The organism is Streptomyces exfoliatus, assembly GCF_000725545.1.
Taxonomy (GTDB): Bacteria; Actinomycetota; Actinomycetes; order Streptomycetales; family Streptomycetaceae; genus Streptomyces; species Streptomyces exfoliatus.
The window spans coordinates 380792-400571 of sequence record NZ_JNZP01000001.1 but is presented as its reverse complement, the minus strand read 5'-3'; the positions used below and the strand labels follow the sequence as shown (position 1 = coordinate 400571).

Sequence of the window (19780 nt, the reverse complement as noted above, 5' to 3'; positions counted from 1 at the left end):
AGGCTTGGATGGGGACGAGTAGCGTCGTACGCAGCCATGAGCGACCCGGGGACGGTGAGAGCCCGGGGGCGAGCCCGATGTGAAGCATCACCCCGGAGCCGTCGGAAGAAAGCCGCACGACAGCGCGGTGACTAGACCCGGCGTCGCGACCCCAATGAGGGGGCTCAGGGCGGATGCGCCCCGGGCCAAGGAGGGTGGTACCGCGGGAGCAGCGCTCTCGTCCCTCCGACGGAACGACGACAGTCCGCCGGAGGAACTCGATGACACCGCCGCAGTACCGCCAGGTGCCCGCCCAGGTAGACCTGCCCGCGATGGAGCACGCCGTGCTCGATTTCTGGCACGAGAACAAGGTCTTCGCCAAGACCCTCGAACAGTCCGAAGGACGCCCCGAGTGGGTGTTCTACGAAGGCCCGCCCACGGCCAACGGCATGCCCGGTGCGCACCACATCGAGGCCCGCGTCTTCAAGGACGTCTTCCCCCGCTTCCGGACCATGCGCGGCTACCACGTGGCCCGCAAGGCCGGCTGGGACTGCCACGGCCTGCCGGTCGAGCTCGCCGTCGAGAAGGAGCTCGGCTTCTCCGGCAAGAAGGACATCGAGGAATACGGCATCGCCGCGTTCAACGACAAGTGCCGCGAGTCCGTGACCCGCCACACCGACGCCTTCGCCGAGCTCACGACCCGCATGGGCTACTGGGTCGACCTGGACGACGCGTACCGGACCATGGACCCCTCGTACATCGAGTCGGTCTGGTGGTCCCTGAAGCAGATCTTCGACAAGGACCTCCTCGTCCAGGACCACCGGGTCGCCCCCTGGTGTCCCCGCTGCGGCACCGGCCTCTCCGACCACGAGCTGGCCCAGGGCTACGAGACGGTCGTCGACCCCTCCGTCTACGTGCGCTTCCCGCTGACCTCGGGACCGCTGGCCGGCAAGGCGGCGCTCCTCGTCTGGACGACGACCCCGTGGACCCTGGTGTCCAACACGGCGGTCGCCGCCCACCCCGAGGTCACCTACGTGGTCGCCACCGACGGCGACGAGCGGCTCGTGGTCGCGCAGCCGCTGGTCGAGAAGGCGCTCGGCGAGGGCTGGGTCACCACCGGCGAGTCGTTCACGGGCGCCGAGATGGAGCGCTGGACGTACCAGCGTCCCTTCGAGCTGATCCCCTTCGACGCTCCGGCGCACTACGTCGTCAACGCCGAGTACGTGACGACCGAGGACGGTACGGGTCTGGTCCACCAGTCCCCCGCCTTCGGTGAGGACGACCTCAAGGTCTGCAAGGCGTACGGCCTGCCGGTCGTGAACCCGGTGCGCCCCGACGGCACCTTCGAGGAGGACGTGCCGCTGGTCGGCGGCGTCTTCTTCAAGAAGGCCGACGAGGCGCTCACCGCCGACCTGGAGGCCCGCGGCCTGCTCTTCCGGCACATCGCGTACGAGCACAGCTACCCGCACTGCTGGCGCTGCCACACGGCCCTGCTCTACTACGCGCAGCCGTCCTGGTACATCCGCACGACCGCGGTCAAGGACCGCATGCTCGCCGAGAACGAGCGGACCAACTGGTTCCCGGACTCGGTCAAGCACGGCCGCTTCGGCGACTGGCTGACGAACAACGTCGACTGGGCGCTCTCCCGGAACCGCTACTGGGGCACCCCGCTGCCGATCTGGCGCTGCGAGGACGACCACCTCACCTGCGTGGGCTCGCGCACCGAGCTGACCGAGCTGACCGGCACGGACCAGTCGGAGCTCGACCCGCACCGCCCGTACATCGACGCGGTCACGTTCGCCTGCCCGACCGACGGCTGCGGGAAGACGGCGACGCGCGTACCCGAGGTCATCGACGCCTGGTACGACTCGGGCTCGATGCCGTTCGCGCAGTACGGCTACCCGTACGAGAACAAGGAACTGTTCGAGTCCCGGTACCCGGCGCAGTTCATCTCCGAGGCCATCGACCAGACCCGCGGCTGGTTCTACACGCTGATGGCGGTCGGCACCCTCGTCTTCGACAAGTCGTCCTACGAGAACGTGGTCTGCCTGGGCCACATCCTCGCCGAGGACGGCCGCAAGATGTCCAAGCACCTGGGCAACATCCTCCAGCCCATCCCGCTGATGGACCAGCACGGCGCCGACGCCGTCCGCTGGTTCATGGCGGCCGGCGGCTCGCCGTGGGCGGCGCGCCGGGTGGGCCACGGCACGATCCAGGAGGTCGTCCGCAAGACGCTCCTGACGTACTGGAACACGGTCGCCTTCCAGGCGCTGTACGCCCGTACGTCCGGCTGGGCGCCGAGCGCGGCGGACCCGGCGCCGGCCGACCGCACGGTCCTCGACCGCTGGCTCCTCTCCGAGCTGAACACGCTCGTCGCCGAGACGACCGAGGCGATGGAGTCGTACGACACCCAGCGCACCGGCAAGCTGATCTCGGCCTTCGTCGACGACCTTTCCAACTGGTACGTACGCCGGTCCCGCCGCCGCTTCTGGCAGGGCGACAAGGCGGCGCTGCGCACCCTCCACGACGTGATCGAGACGGTCACCCGCCTGATGGCCCCGCTGACCCCCTTCATCACGGAGCGGGTCTGGCAGGACCTGGTGGCGCCGGTGACGCCGGACGCCCCGGAATCCGTCCACCTGGCCACCTGGCCCGAGGCGGACACGGACCGGATCGACAAGACGCTCTCGGAGCAGATGCTGCTGGTCCGGCGTCTGGTGGAGCTGGGCCGGGCGACCCGCGCCGAGTCGGGCGTGAAGACCCGCCAGCCGCTCTCCCGCGCGCTGGTGGCGGCGACGGGCTTCGCGTCCCTCTCCCCCGAGCTCCAGGCCCAGATCACGGAGGAGCTGAACGTCAGCTCCCTCGCGTCCCTGTCGGAGGTCGGCGGCTCGCTCGTCGACACGACGGCGAAGGCCAACTTCCGCGCGCTCGGCAAGCGCTTCGGGAAGGGCGTCCAGGACGTGGCGAAGGCGGTCGCGGCGGCCGACGCGGCGGCGCTCTCGCTGGCCCTGCGCGAGGGCGAGGCGACCCTGGAGGTGAACGGCGAGACGATCACCGTCACCTCCGAGGAGGTCATCATCACGGAGACCCCGCGCGAAGGCTGGTCGGTCGCCTCCGACGCGGGCGCGACGGTCGCCCTGGACCTGGAGATCACCCCGGAGCTGCGCAAGGCGGGCCTGGCCCGTGACGCGATCCGCCTGATCCAGGAGGCCCGCAAGAACAGCGGCCTGGACGTCGCGGACCGCATCGCCCTGCGCTGGACGTCGGAGTCCCCGGAGACCGTCGAGGCCCTCACGGCCCACGCGGACCTCATCGCCGACGAGGTCCTGGCCACGGACCACGCCCAGGGCGACGCGGACGACACGTACGGCGCCCCGTTCGAGGACGAGGGCCTGTCCCTGACGTTCCGCCTCCGCAAGGCGTAGGCGATACGGCGAAGGGCCCGGCACCGGTGACGGTGCCGGGCCCTTCGCCGTACCCCGGACGCGCACGCGAGCCCGGCCTGATCCGGAAGACAGGCCCCTGACGCACGGCAAAGGGCCGGCCCCCCGTAGGGGACCGGCCCTTCCAGCCTGCCGACGGCTACGCGCTCATCGCGCGACCAGGCGCCGTCAGTTGTCGTCCTCGTCGATCAGGAAGCCGCGCATCGGCGCCGGCGCCTGCTGCATCGGCTGCGGTGCCTGCGGGCGGACCGGAGCCATCGGCTGGGTCATCGCCGGAGACATCTGCTGCTGGCCGCCGTAGGACGGGGCGCCACCCATGGACGGCGCACCGCCCATGGAGCCGTTCCCACCGTAGGACGGCGCGCCCGCGCCGGCCGAGGCCATCGACGGGGCCGGCGGCAGCGAGGCCGCGGCCGGGGTGCGCGGCGGGGCCAGCGAGTCGTCGGCCTGGGTCTCCAGCTGACGCAGCTGCGACTCCAGGTAGGACTTCAGCCGCGTGCGGTACTCGCGCTCGAAGCCGCGCAGGTCCTCGACCTTGCGCTCGAGCGTGGCGCGGGCGGACTCCAGGGAGCCCATGGCGACGCGGTGCTTCTCCTGGGCGTCCCGCTCAAGAGCGTCCGCCTTGGCGCGGGCGTCCCGCTCCAGGCCCTCGGCGCGGGAACGCGCCTCGCCGACGATCTTGTTGGCCTCGGAACGGGCCTCGGCGATCGCCTGGTCGGCGGTCTGCTGGGCCAGCGAGAGGACACGCGCGGCGCTGTCGCCACCGGGACCCTGGGCAGGCTGCTGCTGCATCTGCGGCGGCATCTGCTGCTGCTGCATCTGCTGCATCTGCTGCTGCTGCGGGTGACCCATCGGGCCGCCCTGCATCGGGCCGGGGCCCATCGGGCCACCCTGCATGGGGCCGCCCTGCATGGGCCCACCCTGCATGGGGCCGCCCTGCATCGGGCCGGCGGGAAGCTGCGGGGCACCGGACGGCAGCTGCGGCGGGCCCATCTGCGGCGGCTGCTGCTGGACCGGCGGTCCGGATATGGCCGCGGGCACGGGGGCGCCGGGACCGACGGGACGATCCTGCGGCTCCGGGGGCTTGCGCATCCCCTGCTGCTGCTGGTTCTGCGCGGCGGCACGGGTCGCGGCGGCCAGCTTGGCGCGCAGGTCCTCGTTCTCGCGGAGCAGGCGGGTCAGCTCGGCCTCGACCTCGTCGAGGAAGGCATCGACCTCGTCCTCGTCATAGCCTTCTCGGAGGCGGACGGTCGTGAACTGCTTGTTCCGCACGTCCTCGGGGGTCAGCGGCATCTCTTCTTCACCTCTACGTAGTCGTCGGCAGTCGGCAAGACCGTATCGTCCACATTCACCTCGCGAAGCTGCTCACGATGGAGATCAGGATGTAGACGATGATCATCAGAACGAAGAAGGACAGGTCGAGTGCCACGCCCCCGAGACGCAGCGGCGGGATGAGTCGCCGCAGAAGCTTGAGCGGTGGATCGGTGACAGTGTAAGTGGCCTCGAGAACGACCACCATCGCCTTACCGGGTTGCCATGAACGGGCGAACTGGAAGACGTAGTCCATGACAAGTCGGACGATCAGGAGGACGAGGAAGCACATCAGCACGATGTAGACCACCTGTAGTGCGACGCCCATCCCGCGTTTCCCTCTCCCCTGACTTACGTGCTCTTACTTGTCCGGCCGCTTCGCGACCGGCCCGTCCGGTTCTCGTGTTCTCAGCTCTGGTTGAAGAATCCGCCCTCTGCGATCCGGGCCTTGTCCTCCGCCGTGACATCGACGTTAGCAGGCGACAACAGGAACACCTTCTGCGTCACGCGCTCAATGCTGCCATGGAGCCCGAAGACGAGTCCGGCGGCAAAGTCGACAAGTCGCTTCGCGTCCGTGTCGTCCATCTCCGTGAGGTTCATGATCACCGGGGTGCCCTCACGGAAGTGTTCCCCGATGGTACGGGCCTCGTTGTACGTCCGCGGGTGCAGCGTGGTGATGCGGTAGGGCTCCCGCTCGGACACGACCTTGGGCATGATCACCGGTGCGTTCTTCTCCATGCTCGGACGTTCGGGTGTGATGGATGCCACGGGGGCAATTCGGGCCGGACGTCCACTTTCGGCGAGTACCGGGACAGAATGAGCGATCGGTTCCCGGGGAGCAGGGGGCTGCACCACTCGTACCGGCTCCTCGCGCTCCACCTGGCGCGGAGGGGTGTGACGCCGGTCGCGCTCGGGCTCCGGCTCCAGCTCGGGTTCGAAGTCGTCGTCGGGGTCAAAGCCCCGGCCGTCGTACCCATCGTCCTCCACGAGGCCGAGGTAGACCGCCATCTTGCGCATCGCGCCGGCCATTCTCCGATTCCTCCGCTCTGTGGTGGATCGCCCTACTGGCCAATTCGCAGCGTCACCAAGTGCCCGCGATCCACGGGCCATCCCGCCGTTCTGCGGAATGACCATATTTTCTGCTGTGGTCCGACTTGCTTCGCGACGTTACCCGAGCTTCGGGCGGACGCCGAGTACCGCCGTACCGACGCGTACGTGTGTCGCCCCGGCAGCGACGGCCTCCTCGAGGTCCGCACTCATCCCTGCTGACACCATGTTCGCAGCCGGACGGGTCGCGCGCAGGGCAGTCGACAAATCCATCAACCGGTCGAAGGCGGCGCGTTGCCGTCCCGCGTACGGACCGGCGAGCGGTGCGACGGTCATCAGACCGTCGAGCCGCAGTCCGGGTGCGGCGTCCACCGCGACCGCCAACTCCTCGATCCCGTCGGGCGCGACACCGCCCCGCTCGCCCCGCTCGCCGGACCCGGCGTCGAGGGCGACCTGGAGGAGGCAGCCGAGTTCGCGGCCCTCCTTCTCCGCCGCGGCGGAGAGAGAGGAAACGAGCTTCAAGCGGTCGACAGACTGCACCACATCGGCATAACCCACCACGGATCTGACCTTGTTGGTCTGCAACTGGCCCACGAAGTGCCAGGTCAGATCAAGGTCGGCACAGGCCGCCGCCTTGGGGGCGGCGTCCTGGTCGCGGTTCTCGGCGACGTGCCGCACACCGAGCCCGTGAAGGATTCTCACGTCGCTCGCGGGGTAGGTCTTGGTGACCACGATGAGCGTCACCTCCTCCCGCGGGCGGCCGGCGGCGGCGCAGGCGGCGGCGATGCGCGCCTCCACCCGGGCCAGATTGTCGGCGAGTTCCGACGTGCGGTCCGTCATGTCTCTTCTCAGTCCAACCAGACATATCCCGCGAGTCGCCCCGTGGTGCGATCGCGGCGGTACGAGTAGTGGTCACCGGACTCCCGGGTGCAGACCGTACTGGCCCGCAGGTCGGTGACACCGAGCCGTTCGAGCTGGGCGTGCACTCCGGCGGTGACGTCGACGGCCGGGGTGCCCCAGCTCGTCTCGGCCCAGGCGGCCGGTTCGGTCTCGGCGACCTCGGCCCGCATGGCCTCCGGCACCTCGTAGCAGCGCCCGCAGACGGCGGGGCCGGTGCGGGCGACGACACGGGCGGGATCGGCGCCGAGTTCGATCATGGCCGCCACCGCGGCCGGGACCACTCCCGCCACCATTCCGGGGCGTCCGGCGTGGGCGGCGGCGGCGACTCCGGCGACCGGGTCGGCGAGGAGGACGGGAACGCAGTCCGCGGTGAGGACGGCGAGACCGAGTCCCGGCCGGGTGGTGACGAGGGCGTCCACCGAGGGGATCCCGGCGGTGCCCCACGGCCCGTCGACCTCGGCGACGTCGGCGCCGTGCACCTGGTTCATCCAGACCACCCGCGCCGGGTCGAGCCCGAGGGCGCCGGCCGCGAGCGCCCGGTTGGTCCGTACGGCTTCGGGGTCGTCCCCCACCGCGCCGCCGAGGTTGAGCTCCTCGTACGGAACGGCGCTCACCCCGCCCCACCTGTCGGTGAAGGCGAAGTGCGCGCCGTTCGCGTCGAAGCGCTGTCCTATCACTTCAGGAAGTCCGGGACGTCCAGCTCTTCGGCCTGGCTGTCCGCGTACGGACGGGCCGGCGGGACGACCGGAGGGGCCGACGACAGCGGGGTCTCGTTGACCGCCGGGGCCGGCTCGGCCGGAGCCGGGGCTGGCTCCTCGCGCGGGGCGACGGTGCCGAGGCCTCCCAGCGGGCGGGAGTTCTCGACGTGGCGGGGCGCCGGGGCCGGCTCCTCGCGCTTGGCCGAGACCGAGCCGATGATGTTGTCCCGGCGGGCCGGCGGCTGGCCGCCGTCGAAGCCTGCCGCGATGACGGTGACCCGGACCTCGTCGCCGAGGGCGTCGTCGATGACGGCGCCGAAGATGATGTTGGCCTCGGGGTGGGCGGCCTCGCTGACCAGCTGCGCGGCCTCGTTGATCTCGAAGAGACCGAGGTCGCTGCCGCCGGAGATGGAGAGCAGCACGCCGCGGGCGCCGTCGATGGAGGCTTCCAGGAGCGGCGAGGAGATCGCCATCTCCGCCGCCGCCACCGCGCGGTCGTCGCCGCGGGCGGAGCCGATGCCCATGAGGGCCGAACCCGCCTCGGACATGACCGACTTGACGTCGGCGAAGTCGAGGTTGATCAGACCCGGGGTGGTGATGAGGTCGGTGATGCCCTGGACACCGCTCAGCAGCACCTGGTCGGCCGACTTGAAGGCGTCGAGCACGGAGACCTGACGGTCCGAGATCGACAGGAGCCGGTCGTTCGGGATGACGATGAGGGTGTCGACCTCTTCGCGGAGTTCGGCGATGCCGTCCTCCGCCTGGTTGGCACGACGGCGTCCTTCGAAGGTGAACGGCCGGGTGACCACACCGATCGTGAGGGCGCCGAGCGAGCGTGCGATGTTGGCGACGACGGGTGCGCCGCCGGTGCCGGTGCCGCCGCCTTCGCCGGCGGTGACGAAGACCATGTCGGCCCCCTTGAGGACCTCCTCGATCTCCTCACGGTGGTCCTCTGCCGCCTTGCGACCGACGGCCGGGTTGGCCCCGGCCCCCAGGCCGCGGGTGAGTTCACGGCCGACGTCGAGCTTGACGTCGGCGTCGCTCATCAACAGCGCTTGCGCGTCGGTGTTGATCGCGATGAACTCGACGCCCTTGAGACCGACCTCGATCATTCGGTTGATGGCATTGACACCACCGCCGCCGACACCGATGACCTTGATGACTGCGAGGTAGTTCTGCGGTGCTGCCACGTCGAAGGCCTCTCGCCTCGAGTTACGTGTCGTCGCCGCGCGGTGGTTGGGCGCGCTGCTGACGACGGATGCCGATTGGGACGGTCCGAAACGCCGACCCAAACCCTAACGTTGAAGTTTAGGGTTACCAGTGTCTCTGTTCGCTGGACTCTTCCGAACGAGACACTAAGTCGACAAGCGGCGCACGTTCAACGAACACGCCGAACCTCCCGTTTTTCTTTTCACCCTATGTGATCACCCGTAGCGCTGGCCAACCAGGGTGCTGGCCAGGGGCGATACCCGTCAACTTCCGGACGAGGCGGGCGCCGTGGGGGCACTTACATCGAAGTGCCCCGCTTTGGGAGTGGCCTTCAGGAGCGCGGTGAGCACCCGGGCCTTGACCGGACCGTGCTCGCCGCTCCCCCAGAAGACGCTGCGCCCCCTGGTCAGCTCCAGAGTGACGGAGTCGTACGAGGTGACGCGCACGACACGAGTGTTCCGGGCGATTTCCGCCGGGAGTTCACCCCGGACGCGGACCGCCTCTCTGAGCAGCCGGTCCGCGTCGAAGCGGCGCAGGCTCGGGGAGGAGGCGGCGTCGAGGACGAGCAGGGGGACGCCTCGGGGGGCGGTGTCGACCGTGGCGAACGGCGTACCGGTCGCGTCCACTTCGACGAACTTTCCGCCCTTTTTCATCAACAGAACGGGCTTCCTTTCCGTCACTTTCAGCCCGATTCCGTGCGGCCAGGACCGCACGACGTCCACCGACTCGATGCGCGGCAGCCGCTGCCTGAGCCGGGCCTCGACGGCCTCGGTGTCGAGCGAGACGAGCGGGGCGCCGACCGGGACGGCGGCGACCTCCTCGACCTCACGCGGGGTCAGGACCGAGGTGCCGTAAGTCTTCACACGTTCCACACGGAACCAGGTCGAGCCGTAGAGCGCCCAGACCCCGCCGGCCACGAGCGCGAGGACCGCGAGCGCGATCAGGAGCACCCGGGCGCCGGGTACCCGGAACTTGCCATTCCGGGCACCCGTGCGGGACGGACCGTCCGACGACCCCTTCGACGTGCTGGCGCCGCTCTTCTCGGCGGTCGTCGGTCCGGCTGCCACCTGGCGTCTCCTGCCCTCAGCCGCCGCGCTACGCCTGCCGGCGGGCGGCGATCGCCTCGTACACCATGCCGACGAGCAGGTCGTCGGCGTCCCGGCGGCCGAACTCGGCGGCGGCGCGGGACATCTCGTACAACCGGTGCGGATCGGCCAGGACGGGCAGGACGTTGCCCTGCACCCACTGCGGCGTCAGCTCCGCGTCGTCGACGAGGAGTCCGCCGCCGGCCTTGACCACCGGCTGGGCGTTGAGCCGCTGTTCGCCGTTGCCGATGGGCAGCGGGACGTACGCGGCGGGCAGCCCGACGGCGGAGAGCTCGGCGACGGTCATCGCGCCCGCGCGGCAGAGCATCATGTCGGCCGCGGCGTACGCGAGATCCATCCGGTCCACGTACGGTACCGGCACGTAGGGCGGCATTCCGGGCATGTTGTCGACGCGCGGCATTTCGTTCTTCGGGCCGACCGCGTGCAGGATCTGGATGCCCGAGCGCTGGAGCACCGGGGCGATCTGCTGGACGACCTCGTTGAGCCGCCGGGCGCCCTGCGAGCCGCCCGAGACGAGGAGCGTCGGCAGGTTCGGGTCGAGCCCGAACGCGGCGCGCGCCTCGGGACGCACCCGCGCCCGGTCGAGGGTCGCGATGGTGTGCCGCAGCGGGATGCCGATGTAGCGCGCGTTGCGGAGCTTGCTGTCCGGGGTGGCGACGGCGACCCCGGCCGCGTACCGCGAGCCGATCTTGTTGGCGAGCCCGGGCCTGGCGTTGGCCTCGTGGACCACGATGGGCACACCGAGCCGCTTGGCCGCGAGATAGCCGGGCAGCGCCACGTAACCGCCGAAGCCCACCACGCAGTCCGCCTTGGTGCGCTCCAGGATCTGCTCTGCGGCCTTGATCGTGCCGCGCAGCCGCCCGGGGACGGTGATCAGCTCGGGGGTGGGCTTGCGGGGCAGCGGTACGGCGGGGATCAGGGCCAGCTCGTAGCCGCGCTCGGGCACGAGCCGGGTCTCCAGACCCTTCTCCGTGCCGAGCGCCGTGATCCCCACACTGGGGTCCTGCCTGCGCAGGGCGTCCGCGAGGGCCAGCGCCGGCTCGATGTGGCCGGCGGTCCCCCCGCCGGCGAGTACGACATGCACCGAAATTCACCGCTCTCCGGACGGGCGCTTCTTGACGCGCCGTCGCATCGACTTCCATCTCACCCCGGCCCGCTTGCCCCAGCCGGGGCGGCGCATGGCCAGGGCCGCTTTCGCGGCGGGTTCCTGTCGCGCGAAGGCGATGAGGAGCCCGACGGCGAACATGGTCGGCAGCAGGGCCGACCCACCGTAGGAGAACAACGGGAGCGGGACCCCGGCGATCGGCAGCAGACCGAGCACCGCACCGATGTTGATCACGGCCTGAGCCGTGATCCAGGTGGTCACACCTCCCGCGGCGAACCTCACGAAGGGGTCCTCCGTGCCTCCGGCCACGCGGATACCCGCATAGCCTAGAGCCGCGAACAGGGCGAGTACCGACAGCGTCCCCGCGAGACCCAGTTCCTCACCGGTGACCGCGAAGATGAAGTCGGTGTGCGCCTCGGGCAGTTGGCCCCATTTCTCGACGCTCGCACCGAGACCGGAACCGAACCATCCACCCGACGCCAGAGCATAGATTCCGTGCGCGGCCTGCAGACAGGGGGCTCCCTCCCCGCCGGGGTCGGTCGCTCCGATGCAGTCGAAGCGCTTCATCCGGTTGTCACTCGTCTTGATCAGCAGGACGCCGATCGCGCCGGCGACCGTGAGCACCCCGACGAAGAGCCGGGTGGGTGCTCCGGCGGTCCACAGGAGCCCGAAGAGGATGGCGGCGAGGATGATCGAGGTGCCCATGTCGCCGCCGAGCATGATCAGTCCGAGCAGCATGAAGGCTCCCGGGACCAGGGGCACGAGCATGTGCTTCCACTGGGTCAGGAGCCGGGTGTCGTGCTTGCGGGCGAGCAGGTCGGCGCCCCACAGGATCAGCGCCAGCTTGCCGAACTCGCTGGGCTGGAGCTGGAAGGGGCCGCCGAGGGAGATCCAGTTCTGGTTGCCGTTGACCGCGTGCCCTATCCCGGGGATCTGCACGAGCACCATCAGGAAGACGGCGCCGACCAGGATCGGGTAGGCGAGGGCCCGGTGCAGCTTCACCGGCATCCGGGAGGCGACCAGGAGGAGTCCGGTGCCGAGCAGGGCGGCGAAGAACTGCTTGCGGAAGAAGTAGGACGGCACGAGGTCGTAGGTGAGCGCCGTGATCATCGAGGCGGAGTAGACCATCACGAGGCCGAGCGCGGTGATGAGCATCCCCGCGCCGATGATCACGTAATAGGCCGTCAGCGGCCGGTCCCAGGCCTTCAGGGCCCGATCACGAAGGCCTCGTACTCCTCCGCCGCGCACCCGCCGCGGGGTCGCGGGGGCCCGCCCTCCGCCGCGTACGGCGGAAGGCCGGCGTGTCCCTGCGATCTTGCTCGGCATGGTCGCTGCCCCCTCCGGTCGTGCCCGGTCCTGCCGGACCTTCCCACTGGGCAGGTCAGGCGTCCCCGGTGGCGGCCAGGGCGCGGACCGCGTCCGCGAAGGCCTCGCCGCGCTTGTTGTAGTTGGTGAACATGTCCATCGAGGCGCAGGCCGGGGCGAGGAGCACCGTGTCCCCCGGTCGGGCCATCCGTGCCGCCTCGCGGACCGCCTCGGACATCGCCCCAGTGTCGGTCCGGTCGAGGTCCACCACCGGTACTTCCGGGGCGTGTCGCGCCAGGGCTTCGCGGATCAGGGCGCGGTCGGCGCCGATCAGGACGGCGCCGCGCAAGCGCTTCGCCGACTTCTCCACGAGCTCGTCGAAGGTCGCGCCCTTGGCGAGTCCGCCGGCGATCCAGACGATCGGGTCGTAGGCCGCCAACGAGGCTTCGGCGGCGTGGGTGTTGGTGGCCTTGGAGTCGTCGACGTACGTGACTCCCTGGACCTCCTCGACCAGTTCGATGCGGTGCGGGTCGGGCCGGAAGGCCCTCAGGCCGTCCCGTACGGCCTTCGCGTCGACGCCGAAGGCGCGGGCGAGGGCGGCGGCGGCGAGCGCGTTGGCGATGTTGTGCGGGGCCGGGGGCTGGACGTCGGCGACCTCGGCGAGCTCCTGGGCGTTCTTCTGCCGGTTCTCGACGAAGGCCCGGTCGACGAGGATGCCCTCGACGACGCCGAGCTGGGACGGGCCGGGGGTGCCGAGGGTGAAGCCGATCGCCCGGCAGCCCTCCTCGACGTCGGCCTCCACGACCAGGTCCTCGGTCGCCTTGTCCGCGACGTTGTACACGCAGGCGATCCGGTTGCCCTCGTAGATCCGGCCCTTGTCGGCGGCGTACGCCTCCATGGAGCCGTGCCAGTCGAGGTGGTCGGGCGCGAGGTTGAGCACGGCGGCCGAGTGGGCGCGGACCGAGGGCGCCCAGTGGAGCTGGTAGCTGGAGAGCTCGACGGCGAGCACGTCGTACCGCTCCTCGCCGAGGACGGCGTCGAGCAGCGAGACGCCGATGTTGCCGACGGCCGCGGTCCGCAGGCCCGCCGCCTCCAGGATCGAGGCGAGCATCCGTACGGTCGTGGTCTTGCCGTTGGTGCCGGTGACCGCCAGCCAGGGGGCCGCGTCGGGGCCCCGCAGGCGCCAGGCCAGCTCGACGTCGCCCCAGATCTCCACGCCCGCCTCGGCGGCGGCCGTGAAGAGCGGCTTGTCGGGCCGCCAGCCGGGGGTGGTGACGATCAGCTCGGTGCCGGACGGCAGGGTCTCCCCGTCGCCCAGGCGGACGGTGATGCCCTCCGCCTCCAGTGCGGCGGCCTGCGCCCGGGAGCGCTCGTCGTCGCCGTCGTTGACGACGGTCACGGCCGCGCCGAGGCCGTGCAGGACGCGGGCGGCCGGAATGCCGGACACCCCGAGCCCCGCGACGGTGACGTTCCTGCCGGTCCAGTCGAGCTGTTCTGTCACTTCTCCGATGCCCATCCCGCGTAGAAGAGGCCCAGGCCCACGATCACGCACATGCCCTGGATGATCCAGAACCGGACGACGACAAGGACCTCGGACCACCCCTTGAGTTCGAAGTGGTGCTGGAGGGGTGCCATCCGGAAGACGCGCTTGCCGGTCATCTTGAACGAGCCGACCTGGATGACCACGGACATCGTGATCAGTACGAACAGGCCGCCGAGCAGGGCCAGCAGGAGCTCCGTACGGGAGCAGATGGCGAGACCGGCGAGCGCGCCGCCGAGCGCCAGCGAGCCGGTGTCACCCATGAAGATCTTGGCCGGCGAGGTGTTCCACCACAGGAAGCCGAAGCAGGAACCCATCAGCGCGGAGGCGACGACCGCGAGGTCGAGCGGGTCGCGCACCTCGAAGCAGGCGTTGGGGTTGGTCAGGGTCATGGCGTTCGCACAGGACTCCTGGAACTGCCAGAGCCCGATGAAGGTGTACGCGCCGAAGACCATCACCGAGGCGCCGGTCGCCAGGCCGTCCAGACCGTCCGTCAGGTTCACGCCGTTGGACATGGCGAGAATCATGAAGAGCGCCCAGATCACGAACAGCACCGGACCGATGGTCCAGCCGAAGTCCGTGATGAAGGAGAGCTTCTCGGAGGCGGGCGTGAGCCCGCGCAGGTCGGCGAACTGCAGCGACAGCACGGCGAAGGCGATGCCGACGATCAGCTGGCCGGCCATCTTCGCCTTGGCCCGCAGGCCCAGCGAACGCTGCTTGACGATCTTGATGTAGTCGTCGAGGAAGCCGACCAGGCCCATGCCGGCCATCAGGAACAGCACCAGGACGCCCGAGTACGTCGGGTCCTCACCGGTGATGACCTTGGCCAGGGCGTACGCGATGAGCGTGGCCAGGATGAAGGAGATGCCGCCCATGGTGGGCGTGCCCTTCTTCCCGGCGTGGCCGCGGGGGCCGTCGTCGCGGATGAACTGCCCGTATCCCTTGCGGGCGAGGAGCTTGATCAGCAGCGGCGTGCCGATCAGGGTCAGGAAGAGCCCGATGGCCCCCGCGAAGAGGATCTGCCTCATCGGCCGGTGACCTCGCCCTCGGTGTCGAGGAGAGCCAGGGCGACCTGTTCGAGACCGACCGACCTGGAAGCCTTCACAAGGACGACGTCCCCCGGGCGCAGCTCACTGCGCAACAGGTCGACAGCCGCCTGCGCGTCGGACACGTGCACCGACTCCTCACCCCACGAACCCTCGTTATATGCGCCCAGTTGCAGCCAGGACGCTTCCCTGTCCCCGACCGCGACGAGCTTGCTGACGTTGAGCCGGACGGCGAGCCGTCCGACCGCGTCGTGCTCGACGAGCGATGCGTCACCGAGCTCGGCCATCTTGCCGAGCACCGCCCACGTACGAGCCCCTCGGGCCTGTGCGGCCCTGCCCATGGCCGCGAGCGCGCGCAGGGCGGCTCGCATGGACTCGGGGTTCGCGTTGTAGGCGTCGTTGACGATCGTCACGCCGTCCGGACGCTCGGTGACCTCCATGCGCCAGCGCGAAAGGGTGCCGGCCTCGGAGAGCGCGGTGGCGATCTCCTCGACAGGCATGCCCAACTCGTGCGCGACGGCGGCCGCTGCGAGCGCGTTCGACACGTGGTGCTCACCGTACAGGCGCAAGGTCACGTCACTGCACCCGGTGGGTGTGTGAAGCCGGAAAGAGGGCTGTCCGGTCTCGGTGAGGTGGACGTTCTCGGCCCGTACGGCCGCTTCGTCCGCTTCGCCGAAGAAGGTCACGCGGGCCTTGGTGCGGCTCGCCATCGCGCGGACGAGCGGGTCGTCGGCGTTGAGGACCGCCACACCGCCCTCCTCGGCCGACGGCAGCGACTCGACGAGTTCGCCCTTGGCCACGGCGATCTGCTCCCGGCCGCCGAACTCGCCGATGTGGGCGGTGCCCACGTTGAGGACGAGGCCGATGCGCGGCGGGGTGAGGCCGGTGAGGTAGCGGATGTGCCCGATCCCGCGGGCACCCATCTCCAGGACCAGGTGGCGGGTCTCGTCGCTCGCGCGGAGCGCGGTGAGCGGCAGGCCGATCTCGTTGTTGAGGGAGCCGGGCGTCCACACCGTGGGCGCGTGGCGGTCGAGGACCTGTGCGATCAGGTCCTTCGTGGAGGTCTTGCCCGCCGAGCCGGTGAGGGCGACGACGTCGGTGCCGAGGCGTTCGACGACGGTGCGGGCGAGGGCGCCGAGCGCGGTCTGGACGTCGTCCACGACGATCGCGGGGACGCCGACGGGGCGGACCGCGAGCACGGCCGTCGCACCCGTGGCGACCGCGCGTTCCGCGTAGTCGTGGCCGTCGACGTGCTCACCGGCGAAGGCCGCGAAGAGGCTGCCGGCCCGCACCTCGCGGGAGTCGATGACGACGGGCCCGGTGATCCGGACGGCCGGATCCGGTATGTCGTGCGCCTGCCCGCCGACGATTTCGGCGATCTCGGCGAGGGAGAGGGCGATCACTGCTTCATCCCTGACTGTTCTGGTGGCTGGCTTCGCCGGGGAGGTCCCGGGCGTTCTGTCGGAGGATCGCCGCGCGCAGGACCTCGCGGTCGTCGAAGGGGCGGACCACCCCGGCGACGTCCTGGCCCTGCTCGTGGCCCTTGCCGGCGATCAGGACGGTGTCGCCCGGCCGCGCGCGGGCGACGGCGGCCGCGATGGCGGCTGCCCGGTCGGGTTCGACCAGGACGTCGCCGCGCTCCCCCGCCGGTACCTCCGCGGCGCCCGCGAGCATGGCGGTGAGGATCACGAGCGGGTCCTCGGAGCGGGGGTTGTCGGAGGTCAGCACGGCGGTGTCGGCGAGCCGGGCCGTGGCGGCGCCCATCGGGCCGCGCTTGGTGGTGTCCCGGTCGCCGCCGCAGCCGATGACCACGTGCAGCCTGCCCTCGGTGACCTCGCGCAGGGAGCGCAGGACCGATTCGACGGCGTCCGTCTTGTGCGCGTAGTCGACGACGGCGAGGTACGGCTGGCCGGCCTCGACCCGCTCCAGGCGCCCCGGTACGCCGGGGACGGCCGCGACGCCCTCGGCGGCGCTCTTGGGGTCGATGCCCGCGGCGGCGAGGGTGGCGATGGCGGCGAGGGTGTTGGCGACGTTGAACGGGCCCGGCAGCGGGGCGGTGGCGGCGATCCGCACGCCCTCGGGGCCGACGGCGGTGAACGTCGAGTCGTGGGAGCCGAGGACGAGGTCCTCGGCGCGCCAGTCGGCGTCGGCGCGGCCCTCGGCGGAGAAGGTGACGACCGGGACGGTCGCCTCCGTCACGAGCCTGCGGCCGTACGCGTCGTCGAGGTTGACCACGCCCAGGCGGCTGCGCTCGGGCGTGAAGAGCCCGGCCTTCGCCCGGAAGTAGTCGTCCATGTCGGAGTGGAACTCCATGTGCTCCGGGCTGAGGTTGTTGAAGACGGCGACGTCGAAGACGCAGCCGTCGACCCGGCCGAGCACGAGCGCGTGGCTGGAGACCTCCATGGCGACCGCGTCGACACCGCGCTCGCGCATGACGGCGAACAGCGCCTGGAGGTCGGTGGCCTCGGGGGTGGTCCGCTCCGACTTGATGCGCTCGTCGCCGATCCGCATCTCGACGGTGCCGACGAGGCCGGTGTGGTGGCCGGCGCCGCGCAGTCCGCCCTCGACGAGGTAGGCCGTGGTGGTCTTGCCGGAGGTGCCGGTGATGCCGATCTGGAGGAGGTCGGCGCCGGGCCGTCCGTAGATCTCGGCGGCGAGTTCGCCCATCCGGCCGCGCGGGTTCTCGACGACGAGGACCGGCAGGCCGGTCGCGGCGGCGCGCTCGGCGCCCGCCGGGTCGGTGAGGATCGCGGCGGCGCCGAGTCCGGCTGCCTGGGCGGCGAAGTCGGCGCCGTGCATGTGGGCGCCGGCCAGGGCCGCGTACAGGTCGCCGGGGCGCACGGCCCGCGAGTCGTGGGTGATGCCCGAGATCTCGGCGGGCTGGGGGGCGTCGACCCCCAGCTGCGCGGCCAGGTCGCCCAGGGGTGTCGGGCGGGCCTGCTCCGGCCGGGGCGGGGCGGTTCGGTACTGATCAGCGTGTGGCACGGCGGTGAGCGTACCGGGCGCACCCTGTGGGGGGCCAAAAGCGCCCGGGGCCTCGCCGGAGTTCGATTTCCGGTTCCCGGAATGGGGGGTGATCGTTGTCACTGGTGCTCCCGGAGTGTCACGGGGTGGGTTCGGAGAAGACCGGCAGTCGGGCGGGGGCGCTGCCCGTGGGGGCGACGTGGAGGGTCTTGAGGGAGAACTCCATGACCTTCTTGTAGATGGGGCCGCAGATCTGGCCGCCGAAGTAGCTGCCCTTGGTGGGGTTCTGGATGGCGCAGTAGACGGTGATCCGCGGTTCGTCGGCGGGGGCGAACCCGGCGAAGGAGGCGGTGTAGCCCTTGTAGCGGCCGAGTTCGGGGTCGACGCGGTTGGCGGTACCGGTCTTGCCGGCGACGCGGTAGCCGGGGATGGCCGCCCTGGTGCCGGTGCCCTCCCGGTCGTCGACGACGGACTCCAGCATCCTGGCGAGGGTGTCGGCGGTCTTCTCGCTGACGACGCGGGTCTCCTTGGGCGTGGGGGCGGGGGCGAAGCGCCCGTCGGGCCCCTTGGTGCCGCGGACCAGGGTCGGTTCGACGCGTACGCCTCCGTTGGCGATGGTCGAGTACACGGAGGCGGCCTGCAGGGCGTTGACGGAGAGGCCCTGGCCGAAGGGGATCGTGTACTGCTGCGAGGTCGACCAGTCCTGGGGCTTGGCGAGGATGCCGGAGGTCTCGCCCGGGTAGTTCAGGCCACTGGGGCTGCCGATGCCGAACTTGCGCAGATAGCCGTGGAGGACCCGGTTGGACTCGGCCTGGGTGGCGCCGAGCTGGCCGGTGGCGAGGATGGTGCCGATGTTGCTGGACTTGGCGAGAACGCCGTTGAGGGTCAGGTACCAGGTCTTGTGGTCGACGTCGTCCTTGAAGAGCCGGTCGCCGCGGTGGAGCCGGTTGGGGACGGTGACATGGGTGTCGGGGGTCGCCCTGCCCTCCTCCAGGACGGCGGCCATGGACATGACCTTGCTGGTGGAGCCGGGCTCGTAGGCGTCCTGGAGGGCCGCGTTGCCCATGGAGGCGGCGTTGGCGGCGGAGAGGTCGTTGGGGTCGAAGCCGGGGGCGTTGGCCATGGCGAGGACCTCGCCGGTCCTGGTGTCCTGCACGATGACGTAGCCCCGGTCGGCCTTGGACTTCCTCACCTGCTCGGTGATGGCCTGCTGGGCGGCCCACTGGATGTCCCGGTCGATGGTGAGCTCGATGTCGGAGCCCGGGACGGCGGGGGTGCCCTGGGAGCCCGCGGTGGGCACCTGGCGGCCGCCGGACTGGGTGAAGCGGATCTTGCCGTCCTTGCCCGCGAGCTCCGGGTCGAGCATGGACTCCACGCCGCCCGCGCCCTTGCCCTCGGCGTTGACGTAGCCCAGTATCCCGGCGGCCAGTTCGCCGTTCGGGTAGACGCGCTTGGTGCTGGGCTCGCTGAGGATGCCGCCGAGGAGGTTGACGCCGTTGCCGCCGGCGGAGCGCTGGGCCTTCTGCCCGTAGACCCGCCTGAGGTCCCTGATCTGGTTCCAGACCTGCGGGGTCTGCTTGCGGGCGAGCAGGGTGTAGCGGGACTTGGGGGTACGGAGCTTCTTCGCGAGCTCCGCGGGCTCCTTGCCGAGGAGCGGGGCGAGGAGGGCGGCGGCCTGCTCGGGCGCGTCGGGGACCTTGGACTCCTCGGGGGTGAAGAGCTTGGGGTCGGCGGTGATGTCGTACGCGTCGACGCTCGCGGCGAGAGCGATGCCGTTGCGGTCGGTGATCTCGCCCCGCTCGGCGGAGAGCGTGTACTCCTGGAAGCGGTACTTGTCGGCCTTGGCCGCGTACGCGCTGGCGTCGACGGCCTGCACCTGGAGCAGCCGCACCACGAAGGCCAGCATGACGAGGGTCAGTCCGAGCGAGATCAGGCGCAGCCGGGGCCGGGGGCTGCCGAGCCGGATGGTGCGGGGCTGCCGGGCCGGCGGCCGGGGCGCGGTCCGCTTCGCGGCCGGGCGCGGTGCCGGACGGGACGGGCGGGCTCCGGCGGAGGCGGGCCGGGGGCGTGCGGGCCTGGCGGGGCCGGGGACGCGACGGCGCGGGGGCTCCTTGGGGGGCACTGCTC

Annotated in this window: 15 protein-coding genes; 1 reads left to right on the top strand and 14 read right to left on the bottom strand. The window is 70.9% G+C overall.

Features of this window, described 5'->3' with window-relative positions; genetic code table 11:
- Positions 1-260: 260 nt before the first annotated feature.
- Entirely contained in the window at positions 261-3404 is a 3144-nt protein-coding gene (gene ileS, locus IO20_RS0101840; RefSeq protein ID WP_030547331.1) for an isoleucine--tRNA ligase, read from the top strand.
- A gap of 186 nt (positions 3405-3590) precedes the next feature.
- On the opposite strand, the gene IO20_RS0101835 is transcribed toward ileS, so the two are convergent.
- The 14 genes from IO20_RS0101835 to IO20_RS0101770 form a co-directional block, all read right to left on the bottom strand.
- On the bottom strand, positions 3591-4715 hold the full coding sequence (locus tag IO20_RS0101835; protein ID WP_030547333.1) for a DivIVA domain-containing protein: 1125 nt from the start codon (positions 4713-4715) through the stop codon (positions 3591-3593).
- 55 nt (positions 4716-4770) lie between these two features.
- Complete coding sequence (locus IO20_RS0101830; RefSeq protein ID WP_017238790.1) at positions 4771-5061, bottom strand: YggT family protein; 291 nt, start codon at positions 5059-5061, stop codon at positions 4771-4773.
- 80 nt (positions 5062-5141) lie between these two features.
- Positions 5142-5762 (bottom strand): cell division protein SepF, encoded by a 621-nt coding sequence (locus IO20_RS0101825; RefSeq protein WP_030211547.1) that lies wholly within the window; start codon positions 5760-5762, stop codon positions 5142-5144.
- 138 nt (positions 5763-5900) lie between these two features.
- Positions 5901-6620, bottom strand: a complete 720-nt coding sequence (locus tag IO20_RS0101820; RefSeq protein WP_030547336.1) for a YggS family pyridoxal phosphate-dependent enzyme — start codon at positions 6618-6620, stop codon at positions 5901-5903.
- Positions 6621-6628: 8 nt separating this feature from the next.
- Positions 6629-7357, bottom strand: a complete 729-nt coding sequence (gene pgeF / locus IO20_RS0101815; protein ID WP_030547338.1) for a peptidoglycan editing factor PgeF — start codon at positions 7355-7357, stop codon at positions 6629-6631.
- Positions 7354-8568, bottom strand: coding sequence for a cell division protein FtsZ (gene ftsZ / locus IO20_RS0101810; RefSeq protein WP_030547340.1), 1215 nt, complete (start codon positions 8566-8568; stop codon positions 7354-7356). The genes pgeF and ftsZ overlap by 4 nt, the downstream gene beginning before the upstream one ends.
- A 282-nt stretch (positions 8569-8850) precedes the next feature.
- Positions 8851-9654 carry a cell division protein FtsQ/DivIB gene (locus tag IO20_RS0101805; protein ID WP_030547343.1) on the bottom strand — a complete coding sequence of 268 codons (804 nt, stop codon included), beginning with the start codon at positions 9652-9654 and terminating at the stop codon, positions 8851-8853.
- A 28-nt stretch (positions 9655-9682) separates the two neighbouring features.
- A complete protein-coding gene (gene murG / locus IO20_RS0101800; protein WP_024757246.1) occupies positions 9683-10777 on the bottom strand; it encodes an undecaprenyldiphospho-muramoylpentapeptide beta-N-acetylglucosaminyltransferase in 1095 nt (364 codons plus the stop codon).
- Between the two features lie 6 nt (positions 10778-10783).
- On the bottom strand, positions 10784-12124 hold the full coding sequence (gene ftsW / locus IO20_RS0101795) for a putative lipid II flippase FtsW (RefSeq protein ID WP_030547345.1): 1341 nt from the start codon (positions 12122-12124) through the stop codon (positions 10784-10786).
- Between the two features lie 55 nt (positions 12125-12179).
- Positions 12180-13619 (bottom strand): UDP-N-acetylmuramoyl-L-alanine--D-glutamate ligase, encoded by a 1440-nt coding sequence (gene murD, locus IO20_RS0101790; protein WP_030547347.1) that lies wholly within the window; start codon positions 13617-13619, stop codon positions 12180-12182.
- Positions 13601-14671, bottom strand: a complete 1071-nt coding sequence (gene mraY, locus IO20_RS0101785) for a phospho-N-acetylmuramoyl-pentapeptide-transferase (protein WP_030547349.1) — start codon at positions 14669-14671, stop codon at positions 13601-13603. The genes murD and mraY overlap by 19 nt, the downstream gene beginning before the upstream one ends.
- Positions 14668-16092 (bottom strand): UDP-N-acetylmuramoyl-tripeptide--D-alanyl-D-alanine ligase, encoded by a 1425-nt coding sequence (locus tag IO20_RS0101780; protein WP_030547351.1) that lies wholly within the window; start codon positions 16090-16092, stop codon positions 14668-14670. The genes mraY and IO20_RS0101780 overlap by 4 nt, the downstream gene beginning before the upstream one ends.
- A 4-nt stretch (positions 16093-16096) precedes the next feature.
- Entirely contained in the window at positions 16097-17776 is a 1680-nt protein-coding gene (locus IO20_RS0101775; RefSeq protein WP_030547353.1) for a UDP-N-acetylmuramoyl-L-alanyl-D-glutamate--2,6-diaminopimelate ligase, read from the bottom strand.
- Between the two features lie 16 nt (positions 17777-17792).
- Complete coding sequence (locus tag IO20_RS0101770) at positions 17793-19775, bottom strand: peptidoglycan D,D-transpeptidase FtsI family protein (protein WP_030547355.1); 1983 nt, start codon at positions 19773-19775, stop codon at positions 17793-17795.
- Positions 19776-19780: the final 5 nt, after the last annotated feature.

Coding starts and splice junctions, on each gene's coding strand:
- ileS (WP_030547331.1), top strand. CDS start 261: ATGACACCGCCGCAGTACCGCCAGGTGCCCGCCCAGGTAGACCTGCCC.
- IO20_RS0101835 (WP_030547333.1), bottom strand. CDS start 4,715: ATGCCGCTGACCCCCGAGGACGTGCGGAACAAGCAGTTCACGACCGTC.
- IO20_RS0101830 (WP_017238790.1), bottom strand. CDS start 5,061: ATGGGCGTCGCACTACAGGTGGTCTACATCGTGCTGATGTGCTTCCTC.
- IO20_RS0101825 (WP_030211547.1), bottom strand. CDS start 5,762: ATGGCCGGCGCGATGCGCAAGATGGCGGTCTACCTCGGCCTCGTGGAG.
- IO20_RS0101820 (WP_030547336.1), bottom strand. CDS start 6,620: ATGACGGACCGCACGTCGGAACTCGCCGACAATCTGGCCCGGGTGGAG.
- ftsW (WP_030547345.1), bottom strand. CDS start 12,124: ATGCCGAGCAAGATCGCAGGGACACGCCGGCCTTCCGCCGTACGCGGC.
- murD (WP_030547347.1), bottom strand. CDS start 13,619: ATGGGCATCGGAGAAGTGACAGAACAGCTCGACTGGACCGGCAGGAAC.
- mraY (WP_030547349.1), bottom strand. CDS start 14,671: ATGAGGCAGATCCTCTTCGCGGGGGCCATCGGGCTCTTCCTGACCCTG.